Raw genomic sequence first — 26,071 nt, forward strand, 5'->3', positions numbered from 1 at the left:
AGGGCCAAAAGGCTTTGGTTTTCTGCGGTGGAGGGGTGTTTTGACAACGGGGCGCGTTCGATCGATCGTCATTGTCGGCGGCGGGACGGCAGGCTGGATGACCGCGGCGGCACTCGCCCGCGTACTCGGCCCCGATTATGCAGATATCCACCTGATCGAATCGGATGCGATCGGTACCGTTGGCGTCGGCGAAGCGACGATCCCGCAGATCAATGTCTTCAACCGCATGCTCGGCATCGACGAGAACGATTTCGTTCGCCGGACCAAGGGCAGTTTCAAGCTGGGAATCGAGTTCGTCGACTGGGGCGGAATCGGGCAGCGCTATTTCCATCCCTTCGGCGATTACGGCATCGACATGGAGGGGGTGTCCTTCCACTCCTACTGGATGCGCATGGCCAAGGCCGGCGAGTTCACCGACGTCAACGATTTCTCGCTGATGGCGCGCGCGGCCTATGACGGCAAGTTCATGCGCCCGATCGATGCCGGCAACTCGCCGCTGTCGCGCATCGCCTATGCCTTTCACTTCGACGCGGGGCTCTATGCAGCCTATCTTCGCGAGCTCGCAGAAACCGCGGGCGCGCGGCGTACCGAAGGCCGGATCGTCGATATCGAGCGCGACGGCGACAGCGGCCATATCGCCGCAGCGAAGCTGGAAAGCGGTGAACGCATCGAAGGCGAGTTGTTCATCGACTGCTCCGGCTTTCGCGGACTGCTGATCGGTGAGACGCTCGGCGTGCCCTATATCGACTGGCGCAATTTCCTGCCATGCGACCGCGCCGTGGCGCTGCCGTGCGAGCGGCTCGACAGCCTGCCGCCCTATACCCGCTCCACGGCGCACAAGGCGGGCTGGCAGTGGCGCATCCCGCTCCAGCACCGGATCGGCAACGGCCATGTCTATTGCAGCGAATATATGAGCGATGACGAAGCCGCCGCGATCCTCACCGACAATCTCGACGGCGCTCCGCTCGGCGATCCGCGCGTCATCCGCTTCACCACCGGCCACCGCCAGCGTTTCTGGGAAGGCAATTGCGTGTCGATCGGGCTGTCGGCCGGCTTCATGGAGCCGCTCGAATCGACGAGCATCTGGATGATCCAGACGGGGATCGCGCGGCTGCTCTCCAACTTTCCCGACAAGAGCTTCGCCGCCGCCGATCGCGACCGGTACAACCGGCTGATGGTGGAAGAGAGCGAGTTCATTCGCGACTTTCTGGTGCTGCACTATCACGCCACCACGCGCGACGATTCCGCATTCTGGGACTATTGCCGGAACATGCCGATCCCCGAACGACTGGCCGAAAAGATGCGCGTGTTCGAAAATAGCGGCCGCACCTTCCGCGAGCATGACGAACTGTTCAACGACACGAGCTGGTTCGCGGTGATGCTCGGCCAGCAGCTACCGGTGCGCGCCTATGACCCGGTCGCCGACCTGCTGTCGTTCGAGGAGACGCACAAGCGGCTCGCCCATATTCGCGACGCGGTGCGCAATTCGGCCGACTATATGCCGGCGCACGACGCCTATATCGCGGAAAATTGCGCCGCCTGACCGCGATCAACCGGCGGCGAGGCCGGGGATCGGTACGCCGAAGGTCTGAAGCAGCAGCACGAAATTGAGCGACAGGACGATCATCGCACCGGCGATCGCCGCGACATCGGTCAGCCGGCGATTGGCGAACTCGCCCATGATGTCGCGGCGGCGCGTCAAGATGACGAGCGCGATCATCGGAATCGGCAGCGCGAACGAAAGGATCACCTGGCTGATGACCAGCGCCTGCGTGGTGTTCACGCCCATTGCGACGACGATGAAGGCGGGCACCATCGTCACCAGCCGGCGCACCCAGATGGGGATGCGGTAACCGATAAACCCTTGCATGATGACCTGCCCCGCCATCGTGCCGACGACCGAACTGGACAGGCCCGATACGATAAGCGAGATCAGGAATACCGCTGCCGCCGCACCGCCCAGCAGCGGCGTCAGCGTGTGATAGGCGGTCTCGATCTCCGCCACTTCGGGATGGCCGACATGAAAGGCGCTCGCCGCCATGATGACCATCGCCATGTTGACCATGCCGGCAACGGCAAGCGCGAGGACGACTTCGCGGTTCGAATAGCGCAGCAGGGTCCGCCGCTCGCGATCGTCGCGGGCGGCCGACCGGTTCTGCGTCAGCCCCGAATGCAGAAACACCGCGTGCGGCATCACCGTCGCGCCGATGATGCCGACCGAAATGGTGAGCGCAGTCGCATTGGGCATCGACGGGGTGACGAGGCCGAGCGCCGCCTGCCCCCAGGCGACGGGGGCAATGAACATCTCGATCAGATAACAGATGCCGATAACGCCGACGAGCGCGCCGATGATGAGCTCCATCGGGCGGAAGCCCCGCCCCTCGAACAGAAGAACGCCATAGGTCGCGATCGCGGTCACGACCATGCCGGCCAGAAGCGGCATGCCGAACAGCAGCGACAGGCCGATCGCGCCGCCGAGAAATTCGGCGAGGTCGGTCGCCATCGCGGCGACCTCGCTGCCCACCCAGAGCGCATAGCGAGGAACCGTGGGCACATGCTCGCCGCACATTTCGGCGAGATTCTTGCCGGTGACGATGCCGAGCTTCGCCGACAGCGCCTGGAACAGCATCGCGATCAGATTGGCGAGCAGTACGACCCATAGCAGCGTGTACCCGAACTGCGCACCGCCCTGGATATTGGTCGCGAAGTTGCCCGGATCGACATAGGCGATCGAGGCGATCACCGCGGGGCCGGCAAACAGCAGTGCCGAGCGCGGGCCGCTGCGCCTGCCCGCCAGCGCCTCGCCGATCGCCGCCCGAGTCCGCTCGGAAAGCGTCGCCAGCGCCTTCGAATCGGATTCAGCCAAGCCGTTCACACCTCGTCATGCCGGCAAGCCTTATTGCCGATACAGGGGCACGACAAACGAATTAGGCGAGATCGCTGTCGGTCGCGAGGATCGCTCGGGAAATGCGCCAGGCGTTGAGGCCAGCCAAAGCGCCAGGTACCGGAGCGGGCTCGACCGATGTTGCAGCCGCGTCGTCAGCGGCTTTCGACGATGTCGTAATCCGCGCCGTCCGCTCCTTCGACATGCAGCTTCGCAGTCCAGTGCGTGCCGCTCTGCGAGCCGAGGCGCAGCGTCATCAGCACGACCTTCCGGTTCGGCACCAGCCGCGCCGTGCCGCGCTGCACCGTTCGGTTGCGGTTGCCGTTGGCGCCACCGGTAACCTCCAGCGCATAGCGCGCTTCGGTCGCCGCATCGGCCTCGCCCACCACGCGCAGTTCGACACTGTCGGCATGCTGCTCGGTAGCGAGATAGATCGGGCGCTGACCTGCGCCCTCATCTGTCGGCTGTGCGCTCATCGCCCCGACCGCCGCGGCAAGCAGAACGGAAGAAAGACCGGCCATGGCGATATCCTTTGGGTCATTGCTGCGGAGGCGGCGCTTGCTGGGTGATCGCCTGAACGATGTCGAGCACCGCCTGATCGGTGGCGCTCGCGTCGTCGGCGGGTTTCTTTGCCGGCTGGTCGGTCTGATCGCGCGGCAGCACCAGCGAGGCAACGCTCTGTGCGTCGGGATTGTCGGGGTCGAGCGGCGCATGGCCGGACGGTCTGGAAGACAATACGCCCTCCTCGCGGGCGCGCTGGTAGATCAGCAGCCGCTGCTCGGGCGAGAGTTCGGTCGGATCGGGGCGCGCATATTCCGCCGAGCGGGTTTCGATGACGTTGGCGCAGTCGGGATCCTGCCTGGCGCCCTTTTCCGCGGGATCGCAGCGGTCGTCACCCTTCAGGCGCACAACCTCCTGCTTGCGGCCTTGCGCTGGCGTCGAAAGCGGGGTCGAGGACTGGGCGGTGCGCTTGCCGCGATACAGCTGGTGGCCGGCATCGGCCGTCTTCTTTTCGGTGCTGAGCTGCGAAACCGCTTCCCTGGCGGCCTTGTCACCCGACAGTTGCTCGCCGGGTTCGACGTCCTTGTCACGCTTGACGGTCGATGGCGGCACCGCGCGATCACCGCGCGCTGGTGGAGCGATCTGTTCGATGACCGTGCGCGTATCGGGTTCGCGCGCTGCCTGTTGCGCAGACGCATGGCCCGCCGCGACGGCAAAGAGCAACGCACATGCGCCGACCGTCGACCAAAGGGCCCAGAAATTTCGTCGGTTCGTCGTCATCACACGAACTCCGGCCGGGTCAGTTCGACTGCGAAATCTGCATCGATGCGCCGCCGCTCTGCGTGATCTGAAGGTCGGTCAGGCCATTGCCCGACTGCTGCCAGACCAGCCGGTTTGCATCACCCAGCTGTTGAGCCGACATGGTGTTCGCATCACCGTCCTGCGTCAAGATCGCCTGATTGTCGTTGCCGTCCTGAAGCAGCGACATCCGGTTGTCGGACCCGGTCTGCGTGAGGATCGCACCATTTTCCGCGGTCGCCCCTGCCGACTGCGTCGCACGGGCATGGTTGCCGTTTCCGCTCTGCGTCAGATACGCGACATTGCCGGTAAGCCCCTGTTGCAGGATTTCGGCGTCGTTATCGTCGCCATCCTGTTTCAGATCGGCATAGCTCGTCGCATCCTCTTTCTGCTCGACCCGGGCATGGTTGCCATCGCCATCCTGCCGGATACGGGCATAGGCGGTATCGGCCGACTGGACGATCGTGGCGTCGTTGGAATCGCCGATCTGGCTGATATAGGCGCCGCGATTTTCGATCTCGGGCCGCGGAACCGTGAAGGGATCGGGCGTCGAATAGCTTGTGCCGTGGCCGGCATTGCCCTGCGCGCCTGCGTTGCCGTTATTGCCGTTGCACGGATTGCCGTTACCCTTGGCGCATGGATTGCCTGGCGGAGTGTGATCGCTTTTTGCCAGCGCTGGCGGTGTGGTCGCTGCAACTGTCACTACCAATGCAAATGCCATCAACATTAGTTCGAAGATTGTGAATGTTCGAGGGGTAGTCATTTACGTCCCTCCGCTTCCAAGTATGATCGGAGCAGCGCACCGGCGGAGGTATTCCGCTGCCACACCGTTTTTAGGTCTAGCCGGATGCCGGGCAGCGATGTTTGTCGCCGCCCGGTCCGAATACCCTGGATTTAGGACGCCGGCGTAACCGGAACGGCCGCACCCTGATTGACGGTGGCAGAATTGTTGTTCCCCGTCTGCGTCACGTTGGACAGATGACCATAACCGTTCTGCGTGACTGTCGCCGAGTTGAGATCGCCCGTCTGGGTGATGTGCGACTCAAGCCCATCGCCGATCTGGTAATTGTACGCCTCGTTAGTCGAACCGTCCTGGGTGATGGAGGAGATAAGGTTCGAACCGTCCTGATCGGCCAGCGCGATATTATTGTCACCCCACTGCCCAATTTCTGCCGAGTTGTCGCTACCGCCACCCTGGTTGATGGTCGCCTTGCTCTTGTTGGCTGGCGGGCCGGACGCGTCATCGCCATGCTGCGTAATCCGTGCGGTATTGTCGACGGCATCAGCATACTGCGTGATATTGGCGACCTCGCCACGGGCATAGTCAATCTGGTCAACATACGCATCGCTGCTGTAGCCGCTTTGCGTGATATAGACCTTGTTGTTGCCATCGCCATCTTGATTGACATCAGCCATATTGTGGTCAGCGGTACCATCCTGCAGGACCTTAACGAACTGGCCCCAACCGGTCTGATCGACATAGGCCTCGTCCGACTTACCGTTCTGGTCGAGGTCCAGCTCGTTGCCGTTCCCGTGCTGAGATACGTCAGCCAGTTCACGGGTACCTGTCTGATCAATATTTGCCGTATGTCCGCGATTAAACTGGTCGACATATGCAGTATTGCCGCTTCCCGACTGGGTCACGTTTGCCACTACGTCGCTATCACCGCCGTTCGCGACACCGTCGTCCTGCTGGTTGACGATCGCGGTATGCCCATCTCCTGTCTGCATCACGGTCGCGGAGAAATCGTGGGAGCTTTCGAGGTTATAGGTCTGATTGATTGTCGCTTCGCTGGCTCCAGACTGATTCACAGTAGCCGACATATGGTTCGAGCTATCACCATTTGCCGTCTGATTGACCGTGGCCCTCGCGCCGCCCGATTGATCGACGTCTGCACCTAGCCATGCTGCGTTAATTCCGGTGCCGAGCTGGTTAACATTAGCAGTCGAGTCGCTTTGCTTCACATCGGCACCAAAGTTTTTGGCACCATTTGCTTCGGCGCTCTGGGTAATGCCCGCATCAGAATTTCCGTCTTGCAGCACGGACGCGCGGAGCGTTCCCGAGAAGCCGTTCCCTCCGACTGCGTCCTGGTCAATGTTCGACGTATTCGATCCTACGTTCTGCTCGACGTCAGCGACGAGATTGAATGAACCGCTGTCCGCGTTCTGGTCGACGTGAGACTCGTTTTCGCTTCCATTCTGGACGACAAAAGCCTCTGGGTCGTACGCCTTGTCAGGTTCGGTGCCGATCGACTGTTTGAGTGTGCTGTCGGTCTGACGGATCGTCGACAGGTTATTGTCACCATTTTGGATGTTGGTGGCGCCAGCGCCCAGCGAATACTGCTCGATCGACGAGTCGTTGCCGTCGCCGTTCTGGCTAATTGCAGCTGAGTTACCGTAAACCGCTGCGCCGTCCTGCCCTTGAGTTATGCTCGCGCTGTTAGGCCCACCGTTCGACGACGACGTCTGATCGATCATCGCCGCGTTGTTGAAGGTGCCATCGTCATTGGTGACAGCTGGCGGGGTAGGAGCGCTAGATCCGGTCTCAACATCGCCTTCAACACTATACTGCTTGACTTCGGCGGTGTTGCCGGGGCCACTTGCTACACTGCTCTCTTGCTTAATGTTGGCATAGCCGGCATCGCCGTGCTGATCGATGGTCGATTTGTTGGCAGGCGTCGAAAAACCTACCGTACCCGGCTGACTGTCAGTCTGATCGACCTTGGCCCAGTTGCTATTTCCAGTCTGATCGAGATCGGAAACATTCTCAACACCCGCCTGGTTAACATCCGCTTTATTGTTATCGCCACCCGACTGCATGATGTCAGACTGGCTAGCATAGCTCTGTGCCAGAGCAGGAGCCGCAGCAAAAAGAGCCGCAGCCGAAACCGAAGTAAGGATAATGCGTTTCATGGTTGTCATTCCTTCCCATAGGTCTGATAACCATGCCGCCCCCGCCAAAAGAGGGGCCGACATGAAAACCAGCATCTGCAAACCTCGTGCGTTTGAGCGGCAACTCGGGCGCACGATTTCTTTTTGGCCTTCCCACGACCTCGTGGAGAAAAGACCGGTGCCTGCTGCTTTACTTGTCCCGATCGAGCGCAGGCACTCACCGGGTTCGTTTTTGCCGGGGCGGCAACCCCGGAAAACTCGTTACGACGCCGGACGCCGGGCGTTGGTCAGCCTTGCATCCTCGTTCGGCGTCGGCGGCGTGTGGCGCGGGTTGGGCTTGACCGTCTTCGGCGCAAGCTCGCCCGACTTCTTCATCGCGTCGCGAACCTGGTCGGCGGAGAAGATGCCGGCGCGTTCCTGGCGATAGCGCCACAGCAACGGCCATCCCGCCTTGTAATCGGCGAACTGCCAGAGTTTCAGATCGACCCCCTCCATCACCAGCGCATAGACCGACTTCTCGATCGCCTGTTGCAGCGCGAGCTGGTCGGGTTCGTTGGTCGTGATGCCCGTTTCGGCCTGGAGCAGTTCCTTGAACGCTACATATTTGAACGCGCTCGCGCTGATCGCTTTCGATGCGATCGTTTTCGACGCCGTGACCGTCGTCAACACTTCGCCGGTCCGCACCGACACTGCGCGGAGATAGACGGTGACCGTATCCTGGCGATATTCGCCATGCGCGCCGATGCCGAGAAACGCGGCGCCCGCACCACCCGTCACCGTGTTGGTATCGTACCCGACAACGCCGCCTTCGAGCAGTACGCCGGCAAACAGCAACGCGGGCAGCGCCTGCGGATTGACGCCCTTTTCGCCCAGATAGCGCTCGCGCATCTCGCGAATGATCTGGCGCTCGCTCAGCAGATTCTTGAGCGATTCGCGCTCGACGATGGTGAACCAGCTGCGATTTCCGGCATCCTGCAACGCCTTGACCAGCATCGAGGCACCGCCCTGCGATACCGCGCGCGACAGCGTCTGCCCTGTATCGGTCGGCTTGAACTGGCCGGTCTGGTCGTTGAAGCCGTAGACGGCGATGGCGACGGGCCGCTGCGGCGGCGGAATCGCCTGAAGTTCACGCTGCGTCTGCGTGGCCTGCGGATAATAAGCAAGACTGGTGGTTTCGGGGATGAAATCGCGGCCGTCATCGGCAACGGTCATGCATCCGGAAAGCGCCAGCGCCGCGGCGATCGAAACGAGGCGGCGCATGTCAGTTCACATTCACGAAGGTCGGGATGACGATGGTGGTGACTTCACCGGTATTGTCATCGGTGATGGTCAGCGTGACATCGTCGATGCCGCGATCGAAGACGATCGTCTGACCGCCGAACGAGATCGTGCCGTGCTGCTGTGGATTTTCACCGAAAATCGCATCGACGATCTGCGACGACAGCGCCGACAACAGGCGCGACTGCAGTTGCCGCGCAAAGATATCGGCCTGCGAATTGCTGTTCGATGTCGAATTCGGGTCCTTGAACTGGTTCTGCGCATTGGCGATGCCAAGCAGGTGCGACGAATTGAACGGGTTCCCTCCGAACGAAGGATCGACCGGCGTGTACACCATGTCCTGCGCGACCGCCGGCGAGGCAAATCCCGCCAGTCCAAGTCCAACCCCCGTTGCGATAAGGCCGCTACGCGCCTTTGAAAGCCGCTTTTCCCCCATCATACTCCCCCATCCACTGGGGCGACTCGCCGCCCCCGACTTACTAGTTAAGCTTGTGTTAATGAGAGGCCGAGGTCCTGCGCATCCCACTTTTGGGGTAGGCGGCAAGCAAATCTGGAATCGTGACGAATGTGTTACAAATCGGGACGCTGGGAAAATCGCCGAGCGGGGAGCCTTTCTCCCAAATAAACGAACCCAATAAATATATTGGCCGGCATTTTCTCCATTGTGGAGAAATTTCCATCTTAAAAAAATGGTCTATAATTAACTTTATTCATTATTACTTCGGCAACAATATCGCCCAATATTGACGATTGCGCGCAGTTGTGCCTGAGGATGGACTGCGACTCTCGGGATTCCATCAACAGCTCCATCATCGCAGGGCGCGATACGTGCCGATGGAGTTCACGCATTCGTCGGAACTGCGTGAGGGAAATATGCCCCCCCATCAATCTGGATACGCGCACAAGCGATGACGGTTGGGCCGCGCCGTATCGCGGTGTGGCCGCACACTAACTTGGTTTGCCCGCCGCAAATCGGTCGTACCATGCAAGCCAGCGCTCCATCCGATCCTTCAGGAAGCTCGGCCGACGGAAGCCGTGGAATTGTCCAGGATAGATGACAAGTTCGGTCGGCACGTCGCGGCTCTTCAGCGCCTGATACATTTGTTCGGAATTGATAAGCGGGACGTTGAAGTCCTTCTCACCGTTCATGAACAGCGTCGGCGTGACGATCCGGTCGTTGTGGTAGAAGGGATAGCTGATCTTCAGCCACGCATCGAGGTTGGTCCACGGCGTTCCCAGTTCCATCTCGTAATCGCGGATATACTGGTCGGTCCCATATCCGGCGAGCACGTTGACGATACCGGCGCCGGCCACCGCCGCCCGGAACCGTTGGTCCGAGGCGATGATATATTCGGTCAGCATCGCGCCATAGGACCAGCCGCCGACGAACAGCCGGTCAGGATTGGCGATGCCGCTGGCGACCGCATCATCGACGCCCGCCAGCGCGTCGGGAACCGCAGGGCCGCCCCAATCGGCGTAGAGCGCGGCGGCATAATCCTGCCCGCGGCCGGTGCTGCCGCGCGGATTGGTGGAAACGACCGCGAAGCCATGCCCGGCGAAAATCTGCCACATGATGTTGAACCCGGCGTCGAACTGCGACTGCGGCCCGCCATGATTGTAGAGCACCGTCGGCAGGTTCGCCGGTTTCGCGATACCCGGGGGCGTGACGATAAAGCCGTGAACCTCCGTCCCGTCTTTCGAGGTCATCCTGGTTCGCTTCACCGGCGCGACCGCGACTTCGCGCAGCCAGGCATCGTTCTGGTGGCTCAGCTGCCGCAACGTGCCGTCGGCGCCCAGCGCATAGACCTCATCGGGCGCCGCGGGGGTCGTTAGCAAAACCGCCATCCCGCCGCGCGGATTGGCGCTGGGATGCGAAAAGACGCGCCAGCCGCTCGCGATATCGCGAACCGCGCCGCCGGCCGCGGGCACCTGCGCGATACGTTCGGCCTCGTCATCCTCGACAATGAAGCGGATGTTGCGCCCATCGCGCGACCAGATCGGATCATGGACATTGCGGTCCAGCGAGGCGGTGAGGATGGTCGGATCGCCGCCCCCGGCCGATATGATGGCGAGATGGCGGGTGCCGTAAGAGAACAGCTTGACCGGGCCGCCCTGCAAATAAGCGATATGGCTGCCATCGGGCGACCATGCGGGATAACTGCCCCAGCCTGAGTCATTGTCGGCGCCTGCGAAGCGCGTCAGCGCCACCGGTTTGGCCGGCGTATCGCCAACCGACGCGACGAACAGATTGCTGTCATAGGTGCGGTCGGGATCGGGCGCGCGTTTCGACGTGAAGGCGATGCGCGTTCCGTCGGGGGACCAGGCGGGCAGCGCCTCGTCAAAATCGCCGGTGGTCAACCGGCGCATCTCGTGCGTGGCGAGATCGTAGATCCACAGCCTCTTGCGGCGCTTGCCCAGATAGCCATCGATATCCTGCTTGAACTGGAACCGGTCGATGACGATCGGATGCGGCTTCGCATCCTCGCCATCCTTCTTGCCGGCCTTTTTCGCACTGGCTTGCGGGTCCGGATCGGTAACGACGAGAACCAGCTTGTTGGCATCGGGTGACCAGGCGAAATCATCCACCGATCCCTTGATTCCGGGCAGTCTTTCGCCCTCGCCCCCGCGGCGGTCCATCAGCCAAAGCTGGGTATCGTCTCCATCGTCGCCGCGACTGGAAAGAAATGCGATCCATTTGCCGTCGGGGCTGAAGCGCGGATGCGTCTCGCTCTCGCCCTTGCGGCTCGTCAACCGGACGGTGGCGCTGCCGTCCCATTTGGTCATCCAGAGGTGATCGACTGTCTTGTCGGCGTCGATGTCTGTCGTGCGCACGCTATAGGCGACCCACTCGCCCGACGGCCCGACTTGCGGATCGGTGACTTCGTGCAACCGGTTGATATCCGCCGGCACGATCGGCCGGGGTGCGGCCTTCGCGCTGCCCGCCCCCAGAATGATCAGCGCCAGCGCGCCCGCAACGAAACCCCGCATGCGTCCCCCCTTTTCGTATCAGTCGTTCACCGACCGCGCCGCCACCCCCGCGGGATCGCCATGCGCGTCGATCAATCCCGCATCGTGCAATATGTCGATCGCTGGCTTCAGGTGATCCGCCACGCCTCGCCATGCGCCGACCGAGCGGCTGTGGAGCGGCTGGCGCACCTGCACCGCGCTCGCGGTCGAAACCGGGGCTTCGTTCTCGTGAAAGCGAAGGCAGCGCTCGTCCCATGCCACGCCGACGAAATCGAGCAACTGCCGCGTGCGCGCCTCCTGATCGGCGATGATGTCTTCATATCCGATTTCGAAATAACGATCCGGCGGCAGCGTTGCGCGCCAATGCGCGGCGAGCCGCTCGACCGCCACGATCCAGCGCGCGACATGGTCGAGCGACCAGTTATGATCGTAATGGCCGAAGCGCGGCGCGAAGAGCTGACGCCAGTTCGCGAGCACCGCGTCGAGCGGATGCCGTCGCAGCCGCACGATCCGCGCATCGGGCAGCGCGCGGTGCGCCAGGCCCGCATAGAGAAGGTTTAGCGGCATCTTGTCGACGCTGCGCAGCGCAGGCGTCATACCCGGGGCGGCGGCGATCGCATCGACATAGGCGCGGCCGATCGCTTCGGGCACCAGTTCGCGCGCCACCGCCAGCGTTTCGAGATCGAGCACCCGATTGCTGCGCGTACCCGACAGGCGCTTGATACCAAGCGACAGCGCCGGGCTTTCCCCGACCGACAGCAATTCGGGATGGCTCGACAGGATACGGTCGACCAGCGTGGTCCCGGTGCGCGGGGCGCCGACGACGAAGATCGGCGATACACCGCTCAGCCCCTGGGCCGCCGGCAGGTCACCCGGTGTGCAGGTCTGCGCCGCCGCGGCATAGAGCCGGTCGGTCGTATCGGGATCATGGTGGACGATTCTCGCCTTTTCGCGCTTGGCCTTCGCCAGCCACTCCATCGCCGATGCTCGGTCGCCCAGATCCTCCGCGGTCTTGGCCAGCGCATGGCCGATGCGCAGCGCCTGGTCCGGGTCGTCCCCCCGCGCTTCCCACAGCGCGACGAGTGCCGGGGTCGGATCGTCCGCGGCAGTCTGGCGGCGAAGCCCTGTCTTGGCCAGCCACGCCTCCGCGTCATCGGGGGCAAGCGCGATCGCGCGGTCATAGGCGCCCTCTGCATCGGCAAAACGACCGCAGAATTTCAGTGCGCTCGCATAGTTGCGCCAGCCGGCATGATGATCGGGACGGCGTTCGACGACCTTCGCGAACGTCTCGGCCGCTTCGTCGTGCCGGCCTGCCCTGCTCAGAACGACGCCCAGCGCTTCGAGCACCTGTGGGTCCTGCGGATCATCGGCCAACGCGGCACCCGCCACACGCTCGGCATCCTCGCCGCGGCTGAGCAGGCTGAGCAGCCGCGCATATTGCGCTGCAATATCATGATTTTTTGGCGCTGCAGCATAGGCTTGTTCGAGAAAGGGCAGCGCCTTGGCAAGGTTGCCATGCGCCTCCGCGATGGTCGCAAGCCCCGCCAGCGCGACTGCATCGTCCCGGTTTTCCGCGGTTCGCACCCTGCAAATGTCATAGGCAGCACGCCAGTCGCGGTTGCGCAAAAGGCGCGCAATCTCTCCGTCCGAGGCGGTGGCAGCAGCTAAAGCCATGAAAAGCAACAGACCAGTTCCGCCGCTTGACGTCAATAATTTTGCAGCGCAACATGATCGCTTATCGCAACTTTCTAAGGGGGATTACATGTTGGTTGATTGGAGCATGCGCAGGTCACGCCGGGCCCTGATGGGGACAGCCGCGATGCTCGCGCTCGTCGCCGGCAATGCGAGCGCCAAATCTCCCGACGACGCACCCCCCGCAACTGGCGCGACGGCGGCCCAGGCTTCGGAGGACGCGCCTGCCTCCGCCCAGGCCGGCGACAATGAAATCGTCGTTACCGCAACGCGTCGTCAGTCGACCGTGCAGGATGCGCCGATCAACATCGCGGCAATCGGCGGCGATCAGCTCGAAACGCAGGGAATCACCAATCTGCGCGAAGTCACCCAGTCGGTGCCGGGCATCTACATTCCCGATACCGGCGCGCGTAACGGGGCACCCATCGTGTTCCGCGGGCTGAACGCCGATCCGCTCGGTTCCGGCGACGGCAACAATAGCGGCGGCGGCACGGTCGCGACCTATGTCGGTGAAATCCCGCTCTATATCGATCTGCGGCTGAACGACATGCAGCGCGTCGAATTCCTCGCCGGTCCGCAGGGCACGCTGTACGGTGCAGGTACGCTGGGCGGCGCGGTCCGTTATATCCCCAACCGGCCCAAGTTCGACGCGACGACGGTCGACGTCCGGGGCGGTGTCTATGGCTATTCGCACGGCAGCGACATCAGCTATGATGCGGGCGCGACGATCAACCTTCCGCTGTCGCCGACGCTCGCCTTTCGCGGATCGTTCGACCGGCTGAACGACACCGGTTTCATCGACCAGCCTTATGTCGTCAACGAAATCGGCGTCTCCAATCCCGATCCCAATTTCACCGATCCTGCCTCTGTTTCGGCAAATACGCACCGCGTGAAGGACGTGAACACCGACAAGGTCTGGTCCGGCCGCGCAGCGCTGCGCTGGCAGCCGGTCGACGCGCTCGATGTCAACCTGACCTATTATTTCCAGCAGGAAGATACCAATGGCCGACAGGCGTCGAGCCAGGTCGTCAGCGATTTTCCCGTTCCCGTCGGAAAATATGAAAATCTGAAGCGCGTGACCGAACCCAACCGGCGGATCAATCATCTGCTCGCGCTCGAAGTCAGCGCCGATCTGGGCTTTGCCGAACTGACATCGGCGACCGGGCGGTCCTGGTTCAAGGATTTCGGCCACCGCGACCAGACCGACCTGCTGATCGGCCTCGAATACAGCTATGAGGCATTTCCGAACTTCACGGCCTTCACCACCGAGCAGGACCATGAAGAAACCTTCACGCAGGAAGTGCGCCTCGTCTCGCAGACCGAAGGGCCGTTCAGCTGGATCATCGGCGGCTTTTACAACAAGCGCGATTCCGACGGCTATTCGAAGGAATTCACGCCGCACTACAGCGAATATCTGGTCAACGATGTCGGCTTTCCCGGGCCGACCCGCCCCGACAATCTCGAATATTATTCGGTCGGTAACAGTTCGCTGAAGGAACTCGCCGGTTATGGCGAACTGAGCTATCAGATCACGCCGAACTGGCAGTTCACGGCGGGCGGCCGTTATTATCATTACGATCTGAAGACCAATCAGGCGGTCGATATTCCGCTGTTCGACACCGTTACCGGCGGACGCGGACCGAACGATGTCGTTCTCGACTACGTCCCCGGCGGTCAGAAGGATTCGGGCTTCCTCTACAAGTTCAACACCAGCTGGCACTTCACGCCCGACGCCATGGTTTACGCGACCGTGTCCGAAGGATACCGGATCGGCAATTCGAACGGCGTCGCCCCCTGCCCGGACCCGCTGCCGACCAACCAGATCGTCTGCGCGCTGCCGAACGAGGTCGCCTATAATCCCGACAAGACGAAGAATTACGAAATCGGGGTGAAGACACAGTGGCTTGACCGCAAACTGACCTTCAACGCCGCCGTCTACCATATCGACTGGTCGGACCCGCAGGTTTCATCGGCCACACAGAACGGGCTGCAACCGATCACCATCAACGGTTCGGGCGCCCGCTCGAACGGGATGGAGCTGCTCCTCGCTGCGCGCCCGACGCCGCAACTCTCGCTGCGGGCGACCTATGCCTATACCGATCCGCAGCTGACGGACGTTTCGCCCAACCTCGTGCCCTATATCACGCCGCCGGGTTTCCAGAGCACGCTGACCTATGCCGACGGCGAGCCGGGCGACCGGCTGCCCGGTTCCCCGAAGCATTCGGGGACGTTCCACGCCGATTATTCGATTCCCTTTTCGGGCGGCGAACAGCTGGTGCTCGGCTATTCCTTCTATGGCCAAAGCAACGTCTTCACGACGACCGGCGCACGCGGCAACAGCTACACGCTGCCCGGTTTCACCCGCAGCGATATTTCGGCGCGGCTGACCGGCAGCGATCGCGACTGGTCGCTTACGCTGTATGTGAACAATGTCTTCAACCAGTTCTCGCAGACCGGTGTGGCAGGCAGCCCCAATTACAATCAGACCGTCTATGACGATCAGGGCGGCGCGCATTATGTCCGCACCTTCTACACCTATGTCCTGCCGCCGCGGCAGTTCGGCGTGCGCTTCACCAAGAGTTTCGGCAAGTAACGCGCCCGGGGGAGGGGATTATGACCATGCGTAACAGGATCGCTGCGGCGGTCACGGCCGCGGCGTCGCTGGCATTGGCGACGCCCGCCATGGCCGACACCGTCGTCGTTACCGCCGCACATATGATCGACGTCCTTAAAGGCACCGAGGTCGATGCACCGCAGATCGTCATCAAGGACGGTCGCATCGCCTCGGTCGGGCACAAGGGCGATGCGGTGCCCGCAGGCGCGAAAACGATCGACCTTGGCGACGAAACGCTGCTGCCCGGGCTGATCGACATGCACGTCCATCTGACGGTCGACCCGACGATCAGCGGCTACAAGGCGCTCAATTACACGCCCAGCTTCTGGATGACGGTGGGCGTCGCCAACGCGAAGAAGACGCTGGATGCGGGCTTTACGACGGTACGCAACGTCGGCTCTGAAAATTACGACGATGTCGGCCTGAAGGAAGGCATCGAAAAGGGCTATATCGAAGGACCTCGCATCGTCCCGGCAACCTATATCCTGGGCGTGACCGGCGGCCATGCCGACGCGACCGAGTTTCCGCCGTCGATCACCACCGACGAATATAATATCGCCAATTCGCCCGAGGCGTTCGTGGCGCTTGTCCGCAAGGTGCACAAATATGGCGCCGAAGTCATCAAGGTGGCGATGACCGGCGGCGTCCTTTCGAAGGGCGATTCGGTCGGCGCCGAACAGGTATCGCCCGAGGAGATCAAGGCGATCGTCGACGAGGCACACCGGCTGGGCATGCGTGTCGCGGTGCACGCGCACGGCACGCAGGGCATCAACGACGCGCTGCGCGCCGGCGTCGATACGATCGAACATGCGAGCCTTGCCGATGAGGAGAGCTTCAAGCTCGCCAAGGAACACGGCGCCTGGTTCGACATGGATATCTATGACGACGACTATATTCTGGCCGAGGGTGAGAAGAACGGCGTCTTTCCGGAGAGCATGGCCAAGGAAAAGATGGTCGGCCGCAAGCAGCGCGAAACCTTTCGCAAGGCGCATGCGGCGGGCGTGAAGATGCTGTTCGGTACCGATGCAGGCGTTTATCCGCACGGCACCAACGCGCTGCAATTCGTCAAGATGGTCAAATGGGGCATGACCCCGATCGAGGCGATCCAGGCGGCGACGAAGAACGCTGCCGAGGCGCTCGACAGGACCGGCGATGTCGGCGCCATCGCGCCGGGACGCTATGGCGACCTGATCGCGGTGAAGGGCGATCCGATGCAGGACGTCACCACGCTCCAGCATGTCGCTTTCGTCATGAAGGGCGGAAAGGTGGTCGAGCGCGAATAATATCGGTCGCGTTACTGCTTCCACGGCTGTTGGCCAAGCCGTAGACCCATAAGCGCGAAGCGCCACTCGAAGTCGGTCAGGTCATATCGGCCCATGCCGCTGCAGAATCAGAGATCGACACAATATGGAAGCTGCCGATCGATGTTGCCGGTGGTGGCAAGCTCACGGCCGGCAATCCAGCCTCGACACGTCCTAGGTGCCCTGCGAGGGTCGGCCGGTGGAAACGATCAAGAAGATCATCAGCAAGGACGGCAAGCACCGCCTCGACATCGACGTAAGTCCGGGTGGCTTGTACCGTTACGTCACCTTCGATGACCGCTTCCGGAACGACCCGGATTTTCAGGCCCCACCCGAATGGACAATCGATGCCTTCTCCGGACTCTACGAGTCTTTGGAAGAAGCCGAGGCTGATGCGATTGCGGGGCTTGCCTGGCTTCGCGAGTAGGCGACTGCGGGAAGCGTCCCGCTAAGCCAACTGCCGCCACTCGCAATCATTCTGTTTATGGGTTTACGGCCTAGTTAAACGAGCCGCCTTTCGACCCTGGCCGGCATCGGCACGGAATTGCCGTGCGTCGCCGCGCCGCTCACCACTCGACGCCGATCTTTCCGAAATGGCTGCCGGCCATTTCAAACCGGAAAGCGTCGCCAAGGCTTTCGAGCGGGAAGCGCCGGTCTATCACTGGCCGAATGCCCGACTGATCGAGCGCGCGCACAAAATCCTGCTGCTGGCGGCGATTGCCGACGATCAGACCCTGAAGCCTGGCCTGGCGCGCCATCAGAATGGCAGTCGGCACTTCTCCGCTGGCCCCGGTCAGCACGCCGATCAAATGGATATGCCCGCCGATGCGAACCGCTTCGATCGACTGCGCGAGCGTGCCCGGGCCGCCGACCTCGACCACATGATCGACGCCGCGTCCGTCCGTCCAGTCGCGGACCGTGGTGCCCCAGCCTTCGTCGTTACGGTAATTGACGGTGAAATCGGCTCCCATCTTCCGCGCGCGATCGAGCTTTTCGTCGGAAGACGACGTGATCGCGACGCGTGCGCCCATCATCCGGGCGATCTGCAGCGCCCAGATCGAAACCCCGCCGGTGCCGAGCAGGAGAACGGTATCGCCCGCCTTCAACCCGCCATCGCATATGAGCGCGCGCCAGGCGGTGAGCCCGGCGGTCGTGATCGAAGCCGCTTCCACGGCGTCATAGCCGCGCGGCGCATGCGTGAAGGCCGTGGCGGGGCGCACGACCGCGTCGCATGCAAACCCGTCGATGCCGTCGCCCGGCGTCCGGCTGAAATCACCGATCGTGGCGCCGCCGTCCTGCCAGTCCGGAAAGAAGCAGGAGACGACCTGGTCGCCGACCGCGAATTCGCTGACGCCCTCGCCGACCGCCTCGACAACGCCGGCACCGTCGGCAAGCGGTATGCGACCGCTATCGGCCGACATGCGCCCCGTCACCACCCCGAGATCATGAAAATTGAGCGTACTGCCATGCAGCTTCACCCGAATTTCACCATCTCCGGGCGCCCCCGGATCGGGACGGTCGGACATCACCAGATTGTCGAGTGAAACCGGTGCCTCAATTGTCATCGCGCGCATGGAAATCTCCTGGTTCGCCCAGCCAGGGCAGGTCGTGCGATCAACCTCAGACCCGGGGCCATAGTTCCGGCGTGCTCAAGCCGGTCGGCGAACCACCGAGCTGCCGTCGGGCCACTGTCGGGCCGTTGCGGCTGACGAGCACATTCGGCATGACAACAAAGGCCCAATGCCCGACGCCATCGTTTTCGATTTTCGGTTGAGGAAAATGGTGCCGCTTACAGGACTCGAACCTGTGACCCCCGCATTACGAATGCGATGCTCTACCAACTGAGCTAAAGCGGCATCTGGCGGCTGTCGCGCCCGGTGCGGAGGCGGCGCTTACCAGCATGGGGGGCGGCTGACAAGCGCTCGTGTGATCCGGACAGAACCGCATCCAGCCTTTACGCAACATTTACCAAACGCGTTGCACAACCGGCCCGGTCAAAAGGCGGCCACCGCCGTCCAAGGGGATTGTATATGGATACCGCGCGCGGGATTGACGACCGGATCGAGCATGGCGCCGACTATGCTGACGACAGCGCAGTTTCGGACACGCCGGTCGAGGTCGGCACCGACGAGCGCCGCATGCATGTGCGGGCTTATAATTACTGGGTGTCGCTGCTGAAAGGCCGCCCCTATCCTTCGATCGAGGATCTCGAACCCGCCAATATCGCCGATTTCGGCCCCAACAGCGTGCTGCTCGACTTCACCGCCGGCATCGAGGACCCCGAGATCCGCTTCCTCGGCATGTCGCTTCGCGCCGAGTGCGAGGTCGATGGCGGCATCACGCGCGTCGCCGAGGTGCCCGCACGTTCGCTGCTGTCGCGGCTGACCGACCATTATCTGCAGATCATCGCCAATCGCGCGCCGATCGGATTCGAAGCCGAATTCGTCGGGCAGCGCGGGTACAACACGCTGTACCGCGGCATCCTGATGCCGTTTTCATCGGACGGCGAATCGATCGACTTCATCTACGGCGTCATCAACTGGAAGGAAGCCGTCGACGAGGAAACGCAGACCAAGCTCAATGCCGAGCTTGCCGAATCGCAGCGCAGCGCACCGACGCCGCCGAGCAATGCGCCGGTCTGGGCCGACGGACCGGGCGCCGAAACACGCAGCGACGACGAATTCGACGCCTATACCGGACTTGCCGACAGGCTGATGCTTGCGCGCGAGACCGCCGCTGCCGTCCGCGCCGCCGACACGCGGTCGCGCGCCGCGCTCTACCGCGCGCTCGGCCGCGCCTATGATTTCGCGATCTCGACCGAATCGAACGCCGAGGATTACGCCGAGCTGCTCGAGGATGCGGGGCTGAAGGCGCAGGCGCGCGCACCGATGACGCCGATCGTAAAGCTCGTCTTCGGCAGCGATTACGACAAGGCGCGAATCACCGAATTCGCCGCCGCGCTCGCCAATGCCAAGCGCAACGACATCGCCGAAGGCGGTTTCACGACCTTCATCGAACAGGCCGAAGGCGGGCTGAAGGGCCTCGTCAAGGCCGAACGCGAAGCACGCCGCGGCAAGCCCAAACCGGCGCCGATGCCGTTCGAGGCGGTCGCGTCCAAGATGCGCAACCGCCCCGCCCTTGCCCAGATCCCGATGGGCGCGGGCGACGAGGAATTCGTGGTGCTGCTTGCGCGCAAGGCAGGCGCCGGCACGCTCGACGTGGTTGCGCGAGTCGAGGGCGATAAACGCTTTACCGAACAGGCAGTTCGCCGCGCGGCGAAATAATATTGCTTAGCCGCGCCGTTCTGCGCGCATAGCGTTCAAAAGCCCACACAGCGCTTGAGCCGCGCCGCGCGCAGGCGCATAGCGCGCGCCATGACCAAGCAAAGCAAGAAGACGCTCTCGCAGGCGTTCGAAGCTCGCCTCGTCGAAGGGGCGCTCCCGGGAGAGACAGAGAAGTTCGGCAAGACCGAACGCGCCGAAGCCGCGCAGTTCGTCGCCGACGCGGCCGCGATGCGGACGCGCGACGCGCCGAGCATCGCGCTCGACACCTTTACCCGCGGCGACCGGCGCCGGATGCGCCTTGCCGTCATCAACGACGACATGCCCTTCCTGGTCGATTCGATCGCCGCCACGATCGGCGCGGCGGGCATCGCCATCGACCGCATCATCCATCCGGTTCTGTCGGTCACGCGCGACGACGACGGCAAGCTGCAGACCATCGGCGAGGGCGGCGCCCCCGAATCGATGATCTATATCGAAATGGAGCGCGCCGACGCACGCCCGCGCCGCGAACTGATTGCCGAGATCGAGCGCAATCTGCGCCATGTCCGCCACGCCGTCGAGGACTGGCCCGCGCTTCAGGTCGCGATGCGCGAAGACGCCGACCATATGAACGACGACGAAGGAGCGGCGCTGCTGCGCTGGTTCCTCGATCGCAATTTCACGCTGCTTGCGCACGAAGTCTGGCGTACCGACGGAAGCACGGTCAACCGGCTGGGGCTGGCGCGCGAATCGCTCGACGTGCCGTTGCTCGCCGACATCTCGCGCAAGCTCGCCGTCGAATGGTTCAAGCATAATGACAGCGCACCGCTGCTGCTCAAATCGAACTGCATTTCGACCGTTCACCGGCGGGTGCCGCTCGATCTGGCGCTGGTGCCGCTGCGCGAGAGCGGCGAGGTGGTCGGGCTGTCGATCCATGCCGGGCTCTGGACGAGCGCCGCGCTTCATTCGCCGCCGCAGGACGTGCCGGTGCTGCGCTCGCGCCTCGCCGCGCTCGAAGGGCGAATGGGGTTCGATCCGAAGGGCCATGCCGGCAAGGCGATGGCGCATGTGCTGACCGCGCTGCCGCACGATCTGACCGCTTCGTTCACGTCCGAACAGCTCGAGGAAGTGGCGCTCACCGCCATGTCGATCGCGGACCGGCCACGTTCGCGCCTGATCCTGATCCGCTCGGCGCTGGGTCGGCACCTGTTCGCCTTTGTCTGGCTGCCGCGCGACGAACTGTCGTCGGGGCGCCGCGTCGCGATCGGCGAGATGTTGTCGGAGGCGGCCAATGCCGACATGCTCAACTGGTCGATCTCGCTAGAGGACGGGCTGGTCGCGCTGCTGCGTTATACGCTCGACCTGCGCGGCGACGGGCGGATGCCCGACGGGCAGGCGCTCGACCAACGGCTCGAGCGGATGATGCGTGGCTGGCAGCCGGCGATCGAGGCAGCGCTGACCGACAGCGTCGGCACCCGCGCGACGCGGCTCGCGCTGCGCTATGCTGGCGCCTTTCCGCCCAATTACCGGTCGAGCAGCAGCCCCGAAGAGGCGGCGCTCGACATTCTGCGCCTTGCCGATCTTGAAGGAACCGAGGCGCGTTCGGTGCGGATCATCGACGGCGATGGCAGCGACGGGCGGCTGCGCATCAAGCTGTACCGCGAAGGCGGGGCGCTGCCGCTGTCCGATGCGGTGCCGGTGTTCGAGAATTTCGGGTTCCGCGTGATCGAGGAAGTCCCGACGTCGCTCGGCGACGATGATCGCAGCTTCATCCACGATTTCGAAGTGGCGCTCGCCGGGCCGAGCACGCTGGAAGAACCGCTCGACATTCCGGTGGTCGAAAAAGCGATCGGCGCGGTGCTCGAAGCGCATGCCGAAAACGATTCGTTCAACCGGCTGATCGTCGAGGCGGGGATGAAGCCGGCCTCGGTCGTGCTGTTGCGCGCATGGTTCCGCTATTTGCGCCAGACGGGCATGAGCTATGGCCTGTCGACCGTGGTCGACGCGCTGCGCCGCGCGCCCGATGTCGCCACGGCGCTGATCGAGCGGTTCGATGCCGCACACAATCCGTCGCGCAAGCGCGGCGCCGACAAGGCCATCGAGGCCGCCGACCGTGCGATCGAAAGCGGGCTCGTCGCGGTATCGGCGATCGACGACGACCGTATCCTGCGCGCCTATCACGGCGTGGTGACGGCCACGCTTCGCACCAACGCCTTCGCGCCAGCCGCCGACGAAGCGCTGGCGTTCAAGATCGACAGCGCGCAGGTGCCGGGCCTGCCGGCCCCGGTTCCGTGGCGCGAGATCTTCGTCTACAGCCCGCGTGTCGAGGGCATCCATCTGCGCGCCGGCCCGGTCGCGCGCGGTGGGCTGCGCTGGTCCGACCGGCGCGACGATTTCCGCACCGAAATCCTGGGCCTGATGAAGGCGCAGCGCGTGAAGAACGCGGTGATCGTGCCGACCGGCGCAAAGGGCGGTTTCTATCCCAAACAGCTCCCCTCCCCCGCTGCCGGTCGCGAGGCCTGGTTCGAAGAGGGCAAGGAAAGCTACCGCATCTTCATCCGCTCGCTGCTGTCGATCACCGACAATATCGTCGGCGGCGAGGTGGTGCATCCGGACAAGGTCCGCATCCTCGACGGCGAAGACCCCTATTTCGTCGTCGCCGCCGACAAGGGCACGGCGACCTTCTCCGACGTGGCCAACGCGATTGCCGAGGAACGCGACTTCTGGCTGGGCGACGCCTTCGCCAGCGGCGGCAGCTATGGCTATGACCACAAGGCGATGGGCATCACCGCGAAGGGCGGCTGGGTATCGGTGCAGCGCCATTTCCTCGAAATGGGCATCGACGTTCAGACCGATCCCGTGTCGGTGGTCGGTTGCGGCGACATGTCGGGCGACGTTTTCGGCAACGGCATGCTGCTGTCCAAGGCGATCAAGCTGAAGGCGGCGTTCGACCATCGCCACATCTTCATCGACCCCGATCCCGACCCGGAAGCGAGCTGGAACGAGCGCAAGCGCCTGTTCGATCGGCCGCGGTCGAGCTGGGAAGATTACGACAAGAAGCTGATTTCAAAGGGCGGCGGCGTCTTTTCGCGCGAGGAAAAGAAGATCAAGCTGTCGAAGCAGATTCGCGAACTGCTCGATATCGACACCGACCAGATCGAACCGACCGCGCTGATCTCCGCGATCCTGAAGGCACCGGTCGACCTGATCTGGTTCGGCGGGATCGGCACCTATATCAAGGCGGCGGCTGAGAATAACGCGGAGGTCGGCGACCCGACCAACGACCGGCTGCGCGTCAACGCCGAAAGGGTGCGCGCAAAGGTGATCGGCGAAGGCGCCAACCTGGGCGTCACGCAGAGCGGGCGCATCGGCTTTGCGATGAACGGCGGGCGTATCAACACCGACTTCATCGACAATTCGGCAGGCGTCGATTGTTCGGACAACGAGGTCAACATCAAGATCGCGCTCAACCGCGAAATGGCCGAGGACCGGCTGACGCTGACGCAGCGCAACAAGCTGCTGGTGTCGATGACCGACGATGTCGCCAAGCTGGTGCTGGAGGATAACCGGCTGCAGACGCTGGCGCTGTCGTTCATGGAAAATGACGGGTCGGTCGCGGTGCCCAGCTATCTGCGCGTCATCGAGATACTCGAAGCATCGGGCCGCCTCGACCGCGAGGTCGAAGGGATCGGGCAGAATGAGGACCTTCTGCGCCGGTCGCAGGATGGCGACGGCCTCACCCGGCCCGAACTCGCGGTTCTGCTGGCGACGGCCAAGCTCGCCATGCAGGATGCGATCGAACATCGCGACCTGGGTCATGACCCCGAACTGCGCGACGATCTTCACGCCGCCTTCCCACCGGCGATGCGCAAGAAGTTCGCCGACGCGATCGACGAACACCGGCTCGCGGGCGAGATCGTGGCGACGAAACTTGCCAACCGCGTCATCAACCGGCTGGGCGTGCTGCACCCCTTCGAGCTTGCCGAGGAAGAAGGCTGCGCGATGGGCGACATCGCGGCGATGTTCGTCGTCGCCGAACGGCTGTTCGGGTTGCCGCAGCTGTGGAAGGAGATCGAGAAGGCCGATATCGGCGAGCAGGCGCGGATCGCGCTGTTCGACGAAGTCGCGGTCGCGGTCCGGTCGCAGATCGCCGACCTGCTTCGCATCTGCAAGTCGGGCGACGCGCCGGGCGAGGTGCTTGCGCGGCTCGAACCCGGCATCGCCAATCTCGACCGGCAGGCAAAGACGCTGCTGCTCGACGAAGCCAAGGCGCAGAGCGGCCGCATCGCCGACCGGCTGGTCGATCTGGGGGCACCGAAGCCGCTTGTCCGCAAGGTCGTCCGCCTGTTCGAACTCGATGGTGCGGTGGGCCTCGCCGATCTCGGCCAGCGCCGCGACATCGACGAGACCGTGCTGACGCGCGCCTTCACCCGGCTCGGCCAGGCGCTCGGCCTCGACTGGGCGCAGGCCAACGCCGCGCGCGTCAAGACCGGCGACCCCTGGGAACGCCTGCTGATTGCCGGGCTCGCCCGCGATTTCCAGCAGCTCCGGCTCGAATTTCTCGGCCGCATCGACGGACAGGACCCGCAGGCCGCGGTCGATGACTGGATCGAGGAAAATCGGGCGCGCGTCGATCAGTTCACCGACGTGGTGCGGCGGGCCAAGCGCGCGCCGGCGCCCAATGCGGCGATGCTCGCGCAGATCGCCGGACAGGCACGGGTGTTGCTGTCGCGCTAGGCGATAGCCGCACTCGCTGCGCGCGAGGCTAGCGCCGCCGGGCCTTGGCCCGTGCCGCCTGCTTCGCGCGCCAGCCGCGAGCGCGCCACCACATGATGACGCCGGTGATGGCGAGGATCGTCGGCAATATCCCGCCGAGGAACACGATCACCTGCCATACGAACGGCATGTCGTGCCCGTCATGGATCGTCCGCATCGTGCGCGACAGGCTGTCCGCATCGCGCCGCCCCTCACCACGGCCGCGCGCGCTCCGCAGGCTGACGCTGTCGCCGGTATCGGCAACGCGCGCGGTGCCGCCGACGGTTTCCACGCTCCAGCTCGGCTGGATATTCGTCGGCCAGGTGACCGAACGGACATTGCCCGGCGCGACCGCAGCGGCGCGGACCAGGACCTGCTCGAACGCGGTGGCGGGTTCGGCGAGCGGTCGGGCACGAAATCGCTCGGCGCGGCTCGGCCCTTCGCGTGCGGGCTGCGGCGCATCGAACCGGCCGAAAAATTGCGGAAAGGAAATCCACGCGCCCGTGACCGCCAGAATGGCGAGCGGCAGCGCGATCCAGAAGCCGAACAGATGATGCAGGTTGGTGTCGAAATTGCGGTGCCGCCGCCAGCGCAGCCCGCGTATCCAGCTTCCCACCGTTGGCCACCACAGCCATATGCCCGACAGCGCCGACACGAACATCGCGACACCGACCCAGCCGACGACCTGCCGCCCGACGCCGGGAACCATCAGCGAACCGTGCAAGATGTGCATCGTGCGCAGAACGCCGCTGCCGCTATCGGCCATGTCGATGACATGCGCATCGCGCGGATCGAGATAGACGGTGGTGCGCACCGGTCGACCGCGCGACTTGCCGGCTTCCACCGCCGATACCTCTACCGCGCCGCCACGGTCGGGAAGCGTGATACGGGCAATACGCTCCTGCCCGCCAAGGCGCTGTTGGGCCGCGGCAAGATAGACGGAAGGCGCAAGCGTCGCCTTGCCCATATCGGCATGACGCGCGGGATGGAGCGCGGCATCGACCGCATCGCCCCAGACCAGCACCGAACCGCTTAGACACAGTGGAACGACCAGCACCGCGAGCAGCAGGCCGATCCATTTGTGCACCTGAAACCAGATGCCGCGCAGCCTTATCTTCGTCACCTT

Annotated in this window: 17 protein-coding genes and 1 tRNA gene; 6 read left to right on the forward strand and 12 right to left on the reverse strand. The window is 63.5% G+C overall.

Translation table 11 applies throughout. From position 1 onward, the window contains the following. Positions 1-40: 40 nt before the first annotated feature. The gene (locus J7S20_RS08515) at positions 41-1,543 is read left to right on the forward strand and encodes a tryptophan halogenase family protein (RefSeq protein WP_284053813.1); all 1,503 of its coding nucleotides are present in this window, start codon (positions 41-43) and stop codon (positions 1,541-1,543) included. Positions 1,544-1,549: 6 nt separating this feature from the next. On the opposite strand, the gene J7S20_RS08520 is transcribed toward J7S20_RS08515, so the two are convergent. The 9 genes from J7S20_RS08520 to J7S20_RS08560 all read right to left on the reverse strand — a co-directional run bounded on the left by J7S20_RS08520 (position 1,550) and on the right by J7S20_RS08560 (position 12,994). Next, complete coding sequence (locus J7S20_RS08520) at positions 1,550-2,866, reverse strand: Nramp family divalent metal transporter (RefSeq protein ID WP_284053814.1); 1,317 nt, start codon at positions 2,864-2,866, stop codon at positions 1,550-1,552. A 173-nt stretch (positions 2,867-3,039) separates the two neighbouring features. Continuing rightward, positions 3,040-3,405, reverse strand: coding sequence for a curli-like amyloid fiber formation chaperone CsgH (gene csgH, locus J7S20_RS08525; RefSeq protein ID WP_284053815.1), 366 nt, complete (start codon positions 3,403-3,405; stop codon positions 3,040-3,042). A 16-nt stretch (positions 3,406-3,421) separates the two neighbouring features. Continuing rightward, the gene (locus J7S20_RS08530; RefSeq protein WP_284053816.1) at positions 3,422-4,165 is read right to left on the reverse strand and encodes a hypothetical protein; all 744 of its coding nucleotides are present in this window, start codon (positions 4,163-4,165) and stop codon (positions 3,422-3,424) included. Between the two features lie 19 nt (positions 4,166-4,184). Further along, positions 4,185-4,886, reverse strand: a complete 702-nt coding sequence (locus J7S20_RS08535; protein WP_284053817.1) for a hypothetical protein — start codon at positions 4,884-4,886, stop codon at positions 4,185-4,187. A gap of 191 nt (positions 4,887-5,077) precedes the next feature. Continuing rightward, on the reverse strand, positions 5,078-7,096 hold the full coding sequence (locus tag J7S20_RS08540; protein WP_284053818.1) for a hypothetical protein: 2,019 nt from the start codon (positions 7,094-7,096) through the stop codon (positions 5,078-5,080). Between the two features lie 240 nt (positions 7,097-7,336). Further along, complete coding sequence (locus J7S20_RS08545) at positions 7,337-8,335, reverse strand: CsgG/HfaB family protein (protein WP_284053819.1); 999 nt, start codon at positions 8,333-8,335, stop codon at positions 7,337-7,339. 1 nt (position 8,336) lies between these two features. After that, a complete protein-coding gene (locus J7S20_RS08550; RefSeq protein ID WP_284053820.1) occupies positions 8,337-8,792 on the reverse strand; it encodes a curli production assembly/transport component CsgF in 456 nt (151 codons plus the stop codon). 509 nt (positions 8,793-9,301) lie between these two features. Then, positions 9,302-11,341 (reverse strand): S9 family peptidase, encoded by a 2,040-nt coding sequence (locus J7S20_RS08555; RefSeq protein WP_284053821.1) that lies wholly within the window; start codon positions 11,339-11,341, stop codon positions 9,302-9,304. An 18-nt stretch (positions 11,342-11,359) separates the two neighbouring features. Beyond that, complete coding sequence (locus tag J7S20_RS08560; RefSeq protein ID WP_284053822.1) at positions 11,360-12,994, reverse strand: tetratricopeptide repeat-containing sulfotransferase family protein; 1,635 nt, start codon at positions 12,992-12,994, stop codon at positions 11,360-11,362. A 130-nt stretch (positions 12,995-13,124) separates the two neighbouring features. On the opposite strand from J7S20_RS08560, the gene J7S20_RS08565 reads away from it, so the two are divergent. From J7S20_RS08565 to J7S20_RS08575, 3 genes are all read left to right on the forward strand, one after another. Next, the gene (locus tag J7S20_RS08565; RefSeq protein ID WP_284053823.1) at positions 13,125-15,605 is read left to right on the forward strand and encodes a TonB-dependent receptor; all 2,481 of its coding nucleotides are present in this window, start codon (positions 13,125-13,127) and stop codon (positions 15,603-15,605) included. 20 nt (positions 15,606-15,625) lie between these two features. Continuing rightward, a complete protein-coding gene (locus J7S20_RS08570; protein ID WP_284053824.1) occupies positions 15,626-16,909 on the forward strand; it encodes a Xaa-Pro dipeptidase in 1,284 nt (427 codons plus the stop codon). A gap of 217 nt (positions 16,910-17,126) precedes the next feature. Then, a complete protein-coding gene (locus J7S20_RS08575) occupies positions 17,127-17,354 on the forward strand; it encodes a hypothetical protein (protein ID WP_284053825.1) in 228 nt (75 codons plus the stop codon). Positions 17,355-17,493: 139 nt separating this feature from the next. Here the strand turns inward: J7S20_RS08575 and J7S20_RS08580 are convergent, their stop codons facing one another. Next, positions 17,494-18,501, reverse strand: coding sequence for a zinc-dependent alcohol dehydrogenase family protein (locus J7S20_RS08580; RefSeq protein WP_284053826.1), 1,008 nt, complete (start codon positions 18,499-18,501; stop codon positions 17,494-17,496). Positions 18,502-18,707: 206 nt separating this feature from the next. Then, positions 18,708-18,783 (reverse strand) — tRNA-Thr (locus J7S20_RS08585). A 174-nt stretch (positions 18,784-18,957) separates the two neighbouring features. Here J7S20_RS08585 and J7S20_RS08590 point away from each other — a divergent pair. Then, on the forward strand, positions 18,958-20,211 hold the full coding sequence (locus J7S20_RS08590; RefSeq protein ID WP_284053827.1) for a PAS domain-containing protein: 1,254 nt from the start codon (positions 18,958-18,960) through the stop codon (positions 20,209-20,211). Between the two features lie 90 nt (positions 20,212-20,301). Then, positions 20,302-24,927 (forward strand): NAD-glutamate dehydrogenase, encoded by a 4,626-nt coding sequence (locus J7S20_RS08595; protein WP_284053828.1) that lies wholly within the window; start codon positions 20,302-20,304, stop codon positions 24,925-24,927. 28 nt (positions 24,928-24,955) lie between these two features. On the opposite strand, the gene J7S20_RS08600 is transcribed toward J7S20_RS08595, so the two are convergent. Then, positions 24,956-26,068, reverse strand: coding sequence for a PepSY-associated TM helix domain-containing protein (locus J7S20_RS08600; protein WP_284053829.1), 1,113 nt, complete (start codon positions 26,066-26,068; stop codon positions 24,956-24,958). Positions 26,069-26,071: the final 3 nt, after the last annotated feature.

This window comes from Stakelama marina (assembly GCF_018122655.1).
Classification (GTDB): Bacteria; Pseudomonadota; Alphaproteobacteria; order Sphingomonadales; family Sphingomonadaceae; genus Sphingomonas; species Sphingomonas marina.